The organism is Pseudomonas arvensis, from assembly GCF_056688935.1.
Genome location: NZ_CP162038.1, coordinates 279,580 through 293,954, shown reverse-complemented (window position 1 = coordinate 293,954; position 14,375 = coordinate 279,580). Strand labels below are relative to the sequence as shown.

The 14,375-nt window shown below is 57.8% G+C and carries 11 protein-coding genes; 7 read left to right on the top strand and 4 right to left on the bottom strand.

The window, feature by feature from the left end; genetic code table 11:
* Positions 1-29 precede the first annotated feature (29 nt).
* From AB3G88_RS01385 to AB3G88_RS01360, 6 genes are all read left to right on the top strand, one after another.
* Positions 30-1,346, top strand: a complete 1,317-nt coding sequence (locus AB3G88_RS01385) for a serine hydroxymethyltransferase (protein WP_480452904.1) — start codon at positions 30-32, stop codon at positions 1,344-1,346.
* A 29-nt stretch (positions 1,347-1,375) separates the two neighbouring features.
* The gene (locus AB3G88_RS01380) at positions 1,376-1,993 is read left to right on the top strand and encodes a LysE family translocator (RefSeq protein WP_400527468.1); all 618 of its coding nucleotides are present in this window, start codon (positions 1,376-1,378) and stop codon (positions 1,991-1,993) included.
* 46 nt (positions 1,994-2,039) lie between these two features.
* Positions 2,040-2,633: a LysE family translocator gene (locus AB3G88_RS01375; RefSeq protein WP_480452901.1), complete on the top strand. Its 594-nt coding sequence runs from the start codon at positions 2,040-2,042 to the stop codon at positions 2,631-2,633.
* Between the two features lie 347 nt (positions 2,634-2,980).
* The gene (locus tag AB3G88_RS01370; RefSeq protein ID WP_400527470.1) at positions 2,981-3,247 is read left to right on the top strand and encodes a CopG family ribbon-helix-helix protein; all 267 of its coding nucleotides are present in this window, start codon (positions 2,981-2,983) and stop codon (positions 3,245-3,247) included.
* Positions 3,210-3,500, top strand: coding sequence for a type II toxin-antitoxin system RelE/ParE family toxin (locus AB3G88_RS01365; RefSeq protein WP_480452899.1), 291 nt, complete (start codon positions 3,210-3,212; stop codon positions 3,498-3,500). Before AB3G88_RS01370 ends, AB3G88_RS01365 begins: the two co-directional genes overlap by 38 nt.
* Before the next feature lie 205 nt (positions 3,501-3,705).
* On the top strand, positions 3,706-5,835 hold the full coding sequence (locus AB3G88_RS01360; RefSeq protein ID WP_480452897.1) for a M48 family metalloprotease: 2,130 nt from the start codon (positions 3,706-3,708) through the stop codon (positions 5,833-5,835).
* 73 nt (positions 5,836-5,908) lie between these two features.
* Here AB3G88_RS01360 and AB3G88_RS01355 read toward each other — a convergent pair whose 3' ends face one another.
* Positions 5,909-7,201 (bottom strand): OprD family porin, encoded by a 1,293-nt coding sequence (locus AB3G88_RS01355; RefSeq protein WP_099584434.1) that lies wholly within the window; start codon positions 7,199-7,201, stop codon positions 5,909-5,911.
* 411 nt (positions 7,202-7,612) lie between these two features.
* Between AB3G88_RS01355 and AB3G88_RS01350 the strand changes: the two genes are divergently transcribed.
* Positions 7,613-9,682 (top strand): TonB-dependent receptor, encoded by a 2,070-nt coding sequence (locus AB3G88_RS01350; RefSeq protein ID WP_480452895.1) that lies wholly within the window; start codon positions 7,613-7,615, stop codon positions 9,680-9,682.
* A 65-nt stretch (positions 9,683-9,747) separates the two neighbouring features.
* Here AB3G88_RS01350 and AB3G88_RS01345 read toward each other — a convergent pair whose 3' ends face one another.
* The 3 genes from AB3G88_RS01345 to AB3G88_RS01335 form a co-directional block, all read right to left on the bottom strand.
* Positions 9,748-9,963, bottom strand: a complete 216-nt coding sequence (locus AB3G88_RS01345; protein WP_099584432.1) for a hypothetical protein — start codon at positions 9,961-9,963, stop codon at positions 9,748-9,750.
* A gap of 234 nt (positions 9,964-10,197) precedes the next feature.
* Positions 10,198-11,304, bottom strand: a complete 1,107-nt coding sequence (gene aguA / locus AB3G88_RS01340) for an agmatine deiminase (RefSeq protein WP_480452892.1) — start codon at positions 11,302-11,304, stop codon at positions 10,198-10,200.
* 125 nt (positions 11,305-11,429) lie between these two features.
* Positions 11,430-14,330: an aminotransferase gene (locus tag AB3G88_RS01335; RefSeq protein WP_480452890.1), complete on the bottom strand. Its 2,901-nt coding sequence runs from the start codon at positions 14,328-14,330 to the stop codon at positions 11,430-11,432.
* Positions 14,331-14,375: the final 45 nt, after the last annotated feature.

Below are 14,375 nucleotides of genomic sequence, written 5' to 3'. Positions count from 1 at the left end.
TTATCCATAGGCCTCACGGGATTCAGAACATGCACGATGCCCAATGCCTCCAGAACGCCAGCGATTTATTAAGACAAGCTCAGTCGTACTCCGCCATGGCCGACCTAGTAAGAGCTGCCGTTACACGAAATGAACAGTGGCGTGGGCAACAGTGCATCAATCTTGTGGCGGCTGAGTCCCCAACTAGCCCATCCGTGCGCGCACTTCTTTCCAGTGAAGTGGGTACTCGCGCATCAGGTGGGCATATCGGTCGTGAAAGCCGGTTTTTCTCGGGCATGAAAAATATCGACGAACTGGAATCGTTGTGCGTAGAACTGCTGAAGATGGCATTTGATGCCAAGTATGCCGACCATAGATTAATGGGTGGAATGGCCGCGGTCCTAGCGGCCTACACTGCATTGGCTCGACCTGAAGATAACGTCATGACAGTGCCGGTAATCAGAGGCGGAGACACTAGCAACAGGACGAATGGACCGCCTGGCGTCAGAGGACTGAAGGTCTGGGACATCCCTTTTATCCACAAAACAAGCGAGATAGACCTTAATCGGTTTAGTGAGATCGCCTGTGACCTGAGACCAGAGGTAATCGGGTTGGGAATGACGCTCACACTATTTGCGCTTCCAATCAAGGAGATGAAGGATATCGTTTCGCCCTGGGGTGGGAAGGTCTATTTCGACGCTGCCCATCAGCTAGGGTTGATTACCGCCAGGCTTTTTCAAGACCCACTAAAAGAGGGGGCGGACTTAATGACCGGGTCTTCGGGAAAAACATTCAGTGGCCCCCAAGGAGGAGTCATTGTCTGGAACGATCCTGAATTAACAGTGCCCATCAACACAGCGATTTTCCCCACATTGACCGGCAGCCACCAAATCAATCGCGTGGCTGCGCTTGCAGTAGCTACAACCGAATTGCTTGAGTACGGCACCTCTTACATGACACAAGTGGTTCTCAATGCCCAAGCGCTTGCTAGGTCATTGGAGAACCAAGGGGTAACGGTATTTTATCGAGAGCAAGGTTATACCCAAACTCATCAAATCGTTATCGATTCAAAACCCTTTGAGTGTGGCCGGGATGCGGTCCAGCATCTGGAGGCCGCCAACATTATTGCCAACGAAATGCCATTGCCTTGGGATATCGACCCTTACAGAGAAACAGGTATTCGTCTAGGTACGGTTGAAATTACCCGCCTAGGGATGAAAGAGATGGAGATGGGGTGGATCGCCGAGCAAATTGCCAAGGTATTGCTACGCCGGGAGGACCCGATGGCTGTAGCCAACGGGGTGATCGACTTCATGAAAAACTATAGAAACGTGTACTACTGCCACGAACATGGATTGCCCAAATAGCCGTATTTTCGTGGTTCAAAGGAGGCACCATGTCCGAAACCCTACCGTCTGTTTTTCAAGCGACGTTCACGTTTACCATTGCTGCCATCGCGCTACTTGCCAGTCCTGGTCCGGCCACACTGGCCTTGGCAGCGAGTGGCGCTGCATATGGCATGAGACGCTCGCTCCTGTTCTTCGCGGGCATTACTGTGGGACTTATCATCGCCTTAGCACTGGTCACTACAGGTTTATATATCTTTATTCAGAGCTTTCCTCTTCTGGGGGTGACGCTCACAGGGGTATCCATTCTTTATATTCTTTATCTAGCATATTCCATCGCTACGGCGCCACCAATCGATGACGAGCAAACAGCAACAAGCCCGGGGCTTGGTGCGGGTTTCGTGCTAGGTGTAGCGAACATAAAAGCGTATGCTGCCTTTGCCGCATTACTAGGCAGTTTTACACTAGGCATTACGCCAACATGGGAGCCGTTTACCAAAGCATCAATCTGTCTGGCAGTTTGTGTAGTGTTCGATTTCTTATGGCTTTTTGCCGGAAGTAAGCTACGCAAATTATTCGTCCATCGCACTTGGAGCCGAATACTTAATGTGAGCTTCGCAGCTTTAATGGTAGTGACGGTTGCTTGGTCATTCATGCTGGCGGTGTAAATCTATCGATAAGATCAGAAGCATAGGCCAACCGAGGACTACCCGTATGTTAGATACTATCTCTGCACTCTTGCTATTGCTAATAATACCAGGACCGACTAACACCCTATTGTTCCGTGCGGGGATGATGTTTGGATTCAGCTCGTCTCGGCGTCTTGCCTTTATCGAATCCATTGCTTATATGATTCAGGTATCGCTATGGGGCGTTGCATTACTTTATGTATCAGCATATGCCCCTTGGGCTATAAAAATTATACAAGTATGCGCAGCCGGCTATCTCTTTTTCACATCCTATACACTATGGCGAAATAAAAATATTACGTTTGGAGAAGACAAGGATCAATTTTCCTGGCAGCACTTTTTTCTGCTTACACTGATCAACCCCAAAGGCCTCCTGATTGTTTCATTTATTGCACACGACAGTACGTTCACTGAACTGGGAAATTACGTAAAATTTATGGTGGCGCTTTTGTTTGTGACTTTTACGGTGGGATTTGCGTGGATATATCTTGGAGCTCGATTCAAAGACCCTAAACAGTCGCAACGTACGGCACTGAAGATAAATCGAGTCACGGCACTCGCCATCTTCTGCTTTGCTTCGATTATAATTGGCCGTCTAGCTGATTCAACGTTCAGTTAGTATTTTTTCTCACAAATACCCAAACCACCCGTACGACGATGCATATCTAACGCCGGCAATTATACAATTAGGGATAAGGAATAGGGGTAGGATAGCTCCTCAATAAATATAGAAACTTTAAAAAATCATTATCAATAACCTCGACTCCTGGTGCCGCATCATATAAGACAAAGCCCCTGCAAAAATGCAGAGGCTTTGTTGTTTCTGGTTCAACACAACCCAGACATTCGCCTGTAAATCCTTCTCCTTCCCCAAACCGACAAACCGCTATTGACCCACCATAAGCCGAAGCATAACGTCTGCATACCGTGTACACAGCGTATACAGATAATGTACGGAGCAACGTTATGGCAGCCTCTCCCGTTCTGTCTTTCCGAGTAAAGCCCGAACTTGCCAACGAGTTGGATCAACTGGCGAAGGCGACCGACCGAGATCGTCAATATCACCTGCAGCGGGCTTTGAGCCGCTACGTGGCCGATGAATCCTGGCATTTCAAAGCCGTGCAGGAAGGCATTGCAGATGCTGAGGCCGGCAACGTCACTGATTTGGATGCCGTAAAGGCTAAGTGGGCAAAACGTGCCGAAGATCGCGTTAAGCAGCAAAGCGGAAAGTGATCTGGATGGAATTTACGAGCATTACGAGGATTTAGTCGGCGCGGTATTGGGGGAGGCAGCCGTCTTCCACATCCTCCACTGCCTGGAGATGCTGGAGCGTTTTCCTAATGCAGGGAAAGCGTCTCCAGTGCCCGACTGCCGTGAGCTGATTACCACCACGTATGCGTATCGAGCGACCTATAGCTTGAAGGGTGACCGGGTGATGGTCTTTCGGATTCTTCACCAGCATTCCGAGCGTCGTGAGGATTGGTGATCTCTGCCCCGTTATGCTCTTTTTCTGCCTTCGGCGCGCATGTCCATCGGCTCGGTGGCGAGCCATGGTATTGCCCTCTCACCACAGAGTTGTGGGCCAGCCTTCGAGCGTTGTGTAGATACCCAATCCCACAGAAGCGCGCCTCGGCTTGGGGCGCTTTTTTCGGTATAAACCTGAACACCCTCCGCGTCGTGAACGGACTCCCATGAACGCCCTGAAACTGATCTGCCTCCTGGTCGTTTTCCCGCTGTTGCTGGCCGCCCTCGGTGGCTGGGAGCGTCAGCGTGCTGACGAAACCACCACTGCAATGATCGATTACCACATCACCGTGGACATCGCTAAACAGCAACTCCAGGCGCTGGCGGCCAAGGATCCGGCAACCATGCTCGATCTGACCCATGAAAAAATCAGCGTACAGCTGGCCCTCTCGCGCCTGGAAAAAATCGAATCCGAACTGCCCACGGCCCATAAGATCAACCGCGTGCTACGCGCCGTCGCACCGTGCGTCATAGGCCTGGGCCTGCTGGCGGCATTGATCGGTGTGGCAGCGCTGGCCAGCACGCACTGGGCCGGACGCCGGGCGCGGCAGTCGCGGGAAAGGTTGCTGCACGTGTTCTCCCTGGGCAGCCGTTTGTTGCCTTACGTGCTGGTCAGCCATGTGGTGGCAATGGCGGCAGCGGTTGCTTTGGCGTTGAGCTACGAAGGTCTGGCGATGTGGCATATCGGCCGGCTGGGCAGTGGCGAGGTCAAACTGATGGCGGTGCTGGGGGTGGTTGCGGCGTTTTGCTTGTACTCGATCTGGCAGTTGCTTAAACAGTTGCGTCACATGTTGGGGATGTTCATGCCTGAACCGTTGGAGATGTTCGGGCAGGTGGTCACGCCCGAACAGGCGCCAGGGTTGTGGCGCCATGTGAATGAACTGGCGGGCAAACTCGGCGCGCTGCCGCCGGATCATATTGTGGTGAGCCTGGCCCAGAGCTTTTACGTGACGTCCAGCGAGGCCACTGTGCAACCGGCGAACACGGCGCTGCGCGGGCGCACCTTGCATCTGCCGCTGCTGTACCTGGGCCTGTTGAGCCACGAGGAAGTCGGCGCGGTGATCGGCCATGAGCTGGCGCACTTTGCGGGGCAGGACACGGATTACAGCCTGCGCTTTTTACCAATCTACGACGGGGTCAATCGCAGCCTGGAAGCGCTGTTGGACACGATGCTGGCCAGCGATTTTGTCCAGGGACGGCTGATGCGGCCGTCGTTCATGTTCGGTGTGTTTTTCATGCAGCGCTTTGATGACGCGGTGAACCACTGGAGCCGTGAGCGCGAATTGCTGGCGGATGCGGCCGGTGCGCGGCTGGTCGGCAATGCCGCGGCGGCGTCGGCGCTGTTGCGGGTGTCGGTGTTGCAGCCGCACGTTGAGGAGTCATTGTTGGCGGTGTGTGAAGCCGGGTCGGCAATAGATCTGCCCGACGCCGTGCTCGCGGCCTTGCGTGAGTGCCCATTGCAACTGCCGCCCGAAGCCCTGGCGATTCATCAACCCCATCCGACCGACTCCCATCCGTCCAACGGCGAACGCCTGCAGGCGCTGAACGTGTCGCTGGACGATGCCCTGCGCAGCGCAACCCGCACGGTGGACAGCGACGCGGCGAATGCGCAGATCGATGCCTGCTTCAGCGCACCACGGGCACTGCGCGAGCAGTTGTCTGGCGATGTGATGGAAGTGGCAGTGTCGGAGAACGCCGAGCATACCCACCTGCTGGAAACCCTGGCCGCGTCGGCCGAAGGCGAGCGTGCATTGCATGAGGGCAGCGCATGGCGAGGCGCGTTGATGGCGCTGGCGGGGCTGCCCTTTGTGCTGGGTGGGGTGTTTATCCTGAGCCGGGTCTGGCTCGCACCGGAGCGTTTGAAAGGCACGCCGTTGTCGGCGGTCGGCGCAGGTGCGTGCCTGGGTGTTATCGGGCTGGGCCTCCTGTGGCTGGGCATCCGTCGATTCAAGCGTGCGCCGCAGACCGCATTGCGCCTGACGCCTGAGCATTTTGTGTTCAATAACCTGGCGCAGCCGCTGCCCATCGAACATATCGAAGAGATCTCGCTGCAATTCGTGCAGGGTATTTGGATAACGCTGCAATTGACGCCTGAGGCGCCCTTACCTGCGACGCGCAAAGCGGCGTTCGGCGTACCCGGTGTGCGCATCAATAAGAAGAAACGCCAGGTGTTGCTGCTGATGGCACAACTTTGTATCGACAATAAAAAGATCGAGCCCTACGAGGGGCTGTCCTTGATGCTCGATTACAAAAATGCGGCGCTGGCCCGCAGTATTTTACAGAGCCGCGAGGACTGATCCGCGCCCATAAAAAAACCCCGAACCAGTCGGGGTTTTTTATCGCCTTGAATCAGGCGCGACGTGCGATCACTTAGAAAACGTTGATCGGGTAGTCGGCGAACAGACGCAGTTCGTTACCACCAACGTTGTAGTTGCTGGCGTTGTTGGAAACGCGCAACCACGAGGCGCGAGCACGCAGGCTCAAGTCTTTAGCCGGGCCGCTTTGAACGACGTATTTGAACTGGTTGAAGATTTCACGCTCGGTGCCATTGCCGCGGCCGCTGCCGTCGTCAATGTTGGTACCGCGCACGTAGGCCACGTTGTAGCTCAAGCCAGGCACACCGAAGGTGGTGAAGTCGATACCGTACGCGGCTTGCCACGAACGCTCGTCCTTGCCGTTGAAGTCGGACCAGTAGGAGTTGGCCAGCAGGATGGTGTTGCCACCGTCGCCGATGCCGGTGTCGCGGGTGTTGTCGCGATAGCCGCCGTACAGGTAGCCGGTGTCGCCGGTGCTGCGCTGGTGGGCCAGGGTGAAGGTGTGCGGGCCGACAGCCCAGGTGGCGCCGAGGCTCCAGATTTTGTTGTCGCGGGCGTCTTCATCACCGCGCTGCGAGGCAAAGCTCTTGTCCAGCTTGGTTTTGTAGCCATTGAAGTCAAACGTCAGCGACTGCTTTTCTGGCAGGGCCAGTACGTAGTTCACGTTGACGTATTGCTTCTTCAGCACGTCTTCCATGTCGGACGCGTACAGCGCAGCGGACAGGCTTTCGGTGAACTTGTAGCTGCCGCCCAGGTAGCTGATGTTTTTCAGGTTGCCGCTGTCGGTGCCTTCAGCACTTTTGCGAGCTTCCTTGGTGAAGCGACCTGCATCCAGTTGCAGACCTTCGATCTCTTTGGAAACGATCGAGGTGCCGGTGTAGGTTTCCGACAACAGACGCGAGTTGTCGTACTGCAGCACAGGCACGGCCGGCATTTGATCGCCGTACTTGAGCACGGTGTTCGACACGCGGAACTTCACCGCCGCGCCGCCTTTGGACAGGTCGTCGGCTGCCGCGCCGCTGGCGCCTTTCTTGAAGAAGTCGATACCGCCCGCGCCGCTGCGGCCTTTGCCGCCGTCCAGACGAATCGCGTATTGACCGATCACATCCACACCTACACCGACGGTGCCTTGGGTGAAGCCGGACTCGAACTTGCCGATGAAGCCCTGGCCCCATTCGGCTTTGTCTTGCTTGCCGTTTTTGTAGTCACGGCTGATGTAAGCGTTACGTGCTGCGATGTTCAGGTGGCTGTCTTCAACGAAACCCTTGGATTGCTCCTGGTCGTTTGCCATTGCTGCCGATGCGCTCAAAATCCCCAGAGCGATCAGACTCATCCGTTGCTTCAACATTTTCTTGTATTCCTTATTTCTGGTTGAGTACGCGCAGTGACACCAGGCTCCATGTCGCATTTTCTGGTGTCGACTTTCTCCGAAAAAAAGAAGGCCCGCGGACGACTTAACATGGCGCGGGCCTTTTCTTATTGGATGAGTCATGGCGGTTAGCCACAGGCGTTGGACGCAATCCTAGTCGCGCGTTGAACTATGTGTCAATTTCGTGAATCGTCTGTATTTAGGCGAAATAATTCTAAGCAACGGCCTACGGCCTTTCTGAAAACGACAAAAAATCTGTCGCGCATCGCCAAAGAACACATCTCGCAACATATTTCAAAGCCGATACGTTTGGTAATAGATAACGCGCGCAAATGCAAAGCATTACCATTAGCGCGCTTTTCCTCCCAAACACTTTGGATACATTTCCCCATGCCTGCCCCTCGCCTGACGCCCATCACTCTTGGGCTCTCTGTTCTGTTGTCTGCCGGTTTTGCCTGTGCGGCCACCACCTTGCCCGAAACCTCGATCAGCGCCGAAGCTGACGAGGACGACCCGCGTGTCAAGGAAACCAGCACTGCGACACGCACCGCCACTGCGGTGCGTTATGTGCCCCAGGCCATTGATTCGGTGAAGACCGAAAGCCTGCGCTCCTACGGCACCAACGACCTGGGCCAGGCGTTGAGCGGTATCCCCAACGTGAGCAGCGGCGCAGATACGCGCTTCGACAGTGTGCGCATCCGTGGTTTTGACGCGAGCAATGACTTCTACCTGGACGGCATTCGCGACGACAGCCAATACGTGCGCGATCTGCATAACATCGAGCGTATCGAAGTGCTCAAAGGGCCGGCGGCAGTGCTTTACGGGCGAGGCGGTCAGGGAGGGATCGTCAACCGCGTGAGCAAGCTCCCAACGGCCGGGCACAAGTCGAGCATCGAGGCACAGGGCGGCAGCAATGATATGCGCAGTCTGTATGCGGACCTGAGCACTGACCCCACCGATAACATCAGCCTGCGCCTGAACATGGGCAACCAGGACAACAATAGCTTTCGCGATGACATCAGCGGTAGTCGCCAACTGTTTGCGCCGTCCATGAGCTGGCAGCTCACGCCTGACCTGAACTGGCTGGTGCAATACGAATACAGCCGCTACAACCGCACGCCGGATCGCGGCGTGCCCGGCGTCAACGGGCGCCCGGCGGATGTGAGCCGCAGCACCACCTACGGCGACGGCCGCGACTACATCGACGACAAAACTCAGTCCCTGCGCTCCAAGCTGACCTATGAGCTCAACGATAACTGGCAACTGCGCCAGACCCTCGGCGTGTTCAAGCTCGACAGCGATTTCGACAACACCTACCAAACCGCCTACAACCGTTTGAACAACAGCGTGACGCGCCAACGCTGGCAACAGGACCTGACCACCCTCAACATTTTCAACAACGTCGAGCTCGAAGGCAGCTTCAGCACCTACGGCCTGGAACACCGCCTGCTCACCGGCCTTGAGCTGGGCAGTCAACGTCGCGATCCGAAGCTGTACAGTGCTGGCCCGACCGTACCGGCGCTTGACCTCAACCAGCCGAATCGTCATCTGAGCCACACCGGGCGCATGAACGTGTCGAGCAACAACCACACCGAAGTCGAAAGCCGCGCCATTTACGTCCAGGACCAATTGCGCCTGAATGATCAATGGCAAGTGCTGGCCGGCGTGCGTTACGACATGTTTGAAGTGAGCACCAAAAACAAGCTGACCCATATTCAGCAGGAGGTCGACAGCCGCAAGGCCAGCCCACGTTTCGGCCTGGTGTGGACGCCTCTGGAACACCACTCGTTTTATGCGTCATGGAGCAAGACGTTCTCCCCGGCCGGTGGCGGTTTGATCGGCATCACCCCCAACGCCGCCGGCAGCGTCAACGACCTGAGCCCCGAGATGACCAAGCAGAAAGAAATCGGCGTGAAAAGCGACTGGCTCGACGACCGCTTGAGCACCACTCTGGCGGTGTACGAACTGGAACTCTACAACCGCCGCACCAGCGACCCGCTGGACCGTACCATCACCCTGCTCAGTGGCCTGCAACGCTCGCGTGGCGTGGAGCTGACCGCCACCGGCAAGATCGTCGGCAACTGGTCTGTACGCGGCGGTATCGGCGTGCAGGATGCCAAGGTCGAGAAGGACAACAACGGCTTTGAGGGCAAACGCGTCAGCGATGTGGCCAAGCGCAATGCGAGCCTGTTTATCACCTGGAAACCGGAAATGGGCTGGTACGCGGAAACCGGCCTGACGCTGGTGGGCGACCGTTACGCTGACAACCTCAACACCGTGGTCCTACCCGGTTATGGCACTTGGGATGGACTGGTCGGGTTCCGCCATAAGGAATGGGATGTACGGGCGGCGCTGAACAACATCGCCGACAAGACTTACTACGAATCGGCGACCAGCGTGGCGCAGATTCAGCCGGGCGAGCCGCGTAACCTGGTGGTAACGGGCACGTACAGTTTCTAGTAATCGCGCAACCCTTGCGCTCGACAGCTGCTACGGGGTTGTGTGGTGCTGGATGTATCTACGCTTCAGTTACACATCAACTCACACAACGCATGCACTTCATCCTCGCTGAACAGCCCCACCGGGTAGCGTTCACTCATCACGCTGCGCAGATCCGGCTGCTGCCGGGCCTGCCGCGTGCCGTGCTCCTTCAACCACTGCCCCAGCGCATGGATCGTGTCGTTGTTAACCCGTGAAGGGTGGAAGGTGCGCGTGTACATCGGGTTGATATCGGCGTTCATTTCAGCGCTCTCTCCTACTGCTTGAGCGGCTAACTTACTCAAGGTTTATGACAGAACCGCGCAGTCATCACCTTGGGCCGCTGTGGCAACACCGATACAAGAGCTATGCCAATGTGGCGTATCTACAGGCAGATAGACATAAAAAAGCCCCCGGCCTTACGGGGCCGGGGGCTTGCTGTGGGCGCTGATACCGAGTAGCGCCTCACTTCTGGAAAGGCGCTGTTACAACTGCACTCAGTTTTTGTGCGGGGCCGGTTGCTGTTGGGTCAGGCAGTGGATATTGCCGCCGCCCAGTAACAGTTCACGGCCGGGCACCATCACCACTTCGTGTTGCGGGAACAGGTTCTGCAGGATGGCCTTGGCTTCGCTGTCCAGCGGGTCGTCGAAACTTGGCGCGATGACGCCGCCGTTGACGATCAGGAAGTTGACGTAGGAACCGGCCAACCGCACGGTCGGGTTGCGTTCCTGGGTGCCGTCCACCGGATCGACACCTGCACACTCTTCCTGCGTGGCGTACAGCGGCCCCGGGATCGGCATTTTATGCACTGTAAACGGGCGGCCCTGGGCGTCGGTGTTGCTTTGCAGCACGTCCATGGCCGCGTGGCAGCGTGCGTAGTTCGGGTCTTGCACATCGTCGGTCCAGGCCAGCAACACTTCGCCAGGGCGCACGTAGCAGCAGAAGTTATCCACATGGCCGTCGGTTTCGTCGTTAAACAGGCCATCCGGAAGCCAGATGATCTTATCCACAGCCAGGTTGGCACTCAGCACCGCTTCAATCTGGGCGCGGTCGAGGTGCGGGTTGCGATTGCGGTTGAGCAGGCATTCTTCGGTGGTGATCAGCGTGCCTTCGCCGTCGACATGAATCGAACCGCCTTCCAGCACAAAACCTTCGGTGCGGTAACGCGGCGCACGTTCTATTTCAAGGATCTTGCCGCCCACCTGTGAGTCGCGATTCCACGGCGAGTACAGCCCGCCATCAAAACCGCCCCAGGCGTTGAAATCCCAGTTCACGCCGCGCACTTCGCCGCTGTTGTTGATCACGAACGTCGGGCCGGTGTCGCGTACCCAGGCGTCGTCGCTGGACATTTCCACCACACGAATATTCGGCACGTCCAAACGGGCGCGGGCGTTTTCGTACTGGCCGGCAGAAACCGCCACGGTCACCGGTTCAAACCGTGCAATGGCCTTGGCCACCGCCACGTGCGCCGCCTGCGCCGGTTTACCACCCAGACGCCAGTTGTCGGGGCGCTCGGGCCAGACCATCCACGTTTGCGTCTGTGGCGCCCATTCGGCGGGCATGTGGAAGCCATCGGCGCGGGGTGTGCTGTGCAGGGTGGTCATGGCGATCAGGGCTCCGAATGGGGGGGGTAGAGGCCGACTTTATAACGGATAAAAATCGGCTTTAAAAGCAATCAAACAGCATGATCGATAAATATGACAGGGAATAACCGATAACAATCGATTAATCACAAGTGCTCATCGAGCACCTTCGACAGCATGTCGACAAAAAAGTCCACGCTCCGTTTAGACGTCACCATCGGCGGCTTGATTTTGAGGATGTTCAGGTAGTCACCGGTCGGTTGCATGAAAATCCCCAACTCGCGCAGACGGTCGCACAGCAGCGTGGTCTCTTCAGTCGCCGGCTCCAGGGTTTGCCGATCGCGCACCAACTCCAGGCCCAGATAAAAACCGGAACCGTGAACCGCACCCACCAAGGGGTGGCGATCAATGAGTGCTTCCAAGCGCGCCTTGAAATGCCCGCCTACCTCTTGGGCGTTTTCCCACAATTTTTCTTCCTCCATCACGTCCAGCACCGCCATGCCGATGCGGCAACTCACCGGGCTGCCCCCTGACGACGAGAAGAAATACCCTTCAGCCTCCAGCGCCTCGGCAATGTCTCGACGCGTAATCACGGCGCCGAGTGGCTGGCCGTTGCCCATGCCCTTGGCCATGGTAATGATGTCGGGCACCACGCCCTGCTCTTCAAAGCCCCAGAAGAAATGCCCCATGCGGCCGTAACCCACCTGCACCTCATCGGCGATGCACACGCCGCCCTGGGCGCGAACCAACCCGTACACCTGCTGCAAATAACCCGGCGGCAGAGAGATGCCACCGGCATTGCCGTACACCGGCTCACAGATAAACCCGGCCAACTGACGTTTGCTTGCGGCGATTTTCGCCAGGTTGTGTTCCACGCTTCGTACGTAGTCCGGCGCGCTGTCCTGCCCACGGAATTCACCGCGATAAGTATTCGGCGCAGTCACCGGGTGCACCCAGTCCGGGCGGCTGCTCAGCGCCTGGGGGTTGTCGGCGATCGAGGTGGACACCGCATCCGCCGCCACTGACCAGCCGTGATAAGCCTCCAACACACTGAGCATGTCGCGCCCGCCGCTGTAGGCCCAGGCCAGGCGGATGGCCAGGTCGTTGGCCTCGGTGCCGCTGTTGACCAGGAACACCCGGTCCATGCCCGCCGGCGCCAACGCCAGCAAGCGCTCGGAAAACTCGGCAATTGCGGCATAGTGAAACCGCGAATTGGTATTGAGCAGCGACCATTGCCGCGCCGCCACCGCCGCCATGCGTGGGTGGCCATGGCCCAGCACCGCGACGTTATTGAGCATGTCCAGGTAGGACCGGCCCTGCATGTCGATCAGGTGGTTGCGCCAGCCGCGTTCGATGCGTGGCGGATCGACGTAATAGTGTTTTTGCGACCGGGCAAAACTGGCGTCACGGCGGGCCAGCAGCGCGTGAGGGTCCAGCTCCGGTTCGGCATCGCATGCCAGCCCCAGCAAGGCGGCGGGCGATGGGCACAAGGCTTGCCAGGCCAAGGCGCGAGACGGCGTGCAAAACAGCGGCGGTTCGAGTTCGGCACGGCACAGTTGCACGGTCAGCGGCGCACGAACCTCGCCCAGAACTTGCCCTTTTACCAGCAATGAGCCCGGCTTCAATGAGGTGTTCACTCCCCATAGCCGTACGCTCAGCTCGACGCCTCGCACACTCACAAGGCCATCGCCGCCCTGATGCAGCGTCCCGGCAAAAGGCACTTCCATCAACGTGCCATGGGGCAAATGCAGCTCTACATGGAGCGCGAAAGTGTCCGGCTCGGCGGCACTGTCCGGGCAGGTACGCGACAGCCGATATTGCCCATACCGACTGGCCGCCAACCCATGCACGGTTGCGGCTTCACCCAATAACCGACGGTCAACCCCTGGCGTTTCCCAATTGCCCGCCTCGAAATGCGGACTGAGCACGCCCAGGTCGATCAGCGCAAACTCCCGCCCCACCAGACCGGGGAGCAACGGGGCGAAGTCCTCGCAGGCAATCGACGCCAGCGTCTCGCCGACACTGCTGAGAATCGCAGCCGCCATCAGTTCAAATGGCACCGACGTCGCTACATGGAAAATTTCCCACTCGTGTTCGGCGTTTTTCAACAGGTAGGCGTTATCCGGATCCAGACGCTGCTGCTGTTCGCTGCTCAACACCAGCACTGCCGCACGGGCGACGATCAGCGGCCACAGCGCCTGCAATTCCTCACGTTGCAGCGGCGTAACCGCATGACACGCCTGGACCGCCGGCAGGATGGCAAACGGGTCGCCATCGGCATGGTGCAACAGGGCGGCGCAGGTCACCGACAGGTCGGCAATGCGCCAGGTGTGCACCAGGTCGCCGAAATCGATAACGCCCTGAAGTTGCCAGTGCCGCTGGGCATCGCGTTGCCACACCACGTTGTCGTCAGTGATGTCCATGTGCACAGCCTGCCACGGCAGGCGCTCGGCCAAGGGGCGGATGCGCGCTTCAACCTGTTCGGCGATCTGTTCCAGCGCGGCCCGGTGGGGCAGGTTTTCCAAGGTGGCCAACAGGTGGGTGATCAGTTCACTGGCATGGCGCGGGTCCCATTGCAGGGTGCGCTCCAGGCCAGGGTGGGTGAAGCCAGCCAGCGCGAGGCTCATGCGACCGCACAGGTCACCGAAGCCTGCAATCACATCGCGCCCCAAATGCGGCAGATGGGTCAACGGCTGACCGTCGATGTAGTCCAGCAACCGCAGGTGCAGGGTTTGGCCGTCGAGCGTCACGGTCAGCAGCTCCTCACCGCTCAGTGCCTTGATGACCTTGGGCACGCGCACGCCCTGCAATGTGTTGAGGGCCGCGTGCTGGGCATGCAACTCCACCGCCGCGTAGTCGCCCCGGCAGATTTTGAGAACAAACCGGCCACGGGAGCTGTCGACTTTGTAATTGAGGTCTTGCTGGCTGCCCAGTGACTGCAACGTGCCACTAAGGCCGTAATGCTGCGCAAGGAGTTGAGCCGCCTGATCGGGGCCTACTTGCGGGCAGGGTAGACTGGCACGGTGGATCAACGTGGCGAGCAGCATGGGGGTGGCCTCAATTTTTTAGACGTGTATATCGCCATTGTTCGG

What these genes read in the sequence shown, in the direction of transcription:
- AB3G88_RS01385 (WP_480452904.1), top strand. Translation starts at nt 30, where the DNA reads ATGCACGATGCCCAATGCCTCCAGAACGCCAGCGATTTATTAAGACAA.
- AB3G88_RS01380 (WP_400527468.1), top strand. Translation starts at nt 1,376, where the DNA reads ATGTCCGAAACCCTACCGTCTGTTTTTCAAGCGACGTTCACGTTTACC.
- AB3G88_RS01375 (WP_480452901.1), top strand. Translation starts at nt 2,040, where the DNA reads ATGTTAGATACTATCTCTGCACTCTTGCTATTGCTAATAATACCAGGA.
- AB3G88_RS01370 (WP_400527470.1), top strand. Translation starts at nt 2,981, where the DNA reads ATGGCAGCCTCTCCCGTTCTGTCTTTCCGAGTAAAGCCCGAACTTGCC.
- AB3G88_RS01360 (WP_480452897.1), top strand. Translation starts at nt 3,706, where the DNA reads ATGAACGCCCTGAAACTGATCTGCCTCCTGGTCGTTTTCCCGCTGTTG.
- AB3G88_RS01355 (WP_099584434.1), bottom strand. Translation starts at nt 7,201, where the DNA reads ATGTTGAAGCAACGGATGAGTCTGATCGCTCTGGGGATTTTGAGCGCA.
- AB3G88_RS01350 (WP_480452895.1), top strand. Translation starts at nt 7,613, where the DNA reads ATGCCTGCCCCTCGCCTGACGCCCATCACTCTTGGGCTCTCTGTTCTG.
- AB3G88_RS01345 (WP_099584432.1), bottom strand. Translation starts at nt 9,963, where the DNA reads ATGAACGCCGATATCAACCCGATGTACACGCGCACCTTCCACCCTTCA.
- aguA (WP_480452892.1), bottom strand. Translation starts at nt 11,304, where the DNA reads ATGACCACCCTGCACAGCACACCCCGCGCCGATGGCTTCCACATGCCC.
- AB3G88_RS01335 (WP_480452890.1), bottom strand. Translation starts at nt 14,330, where the DNA reads ATGCTGCTCGCCACGTTGATCCACCGTGCCAGTCTACCCTGCCCGCAA.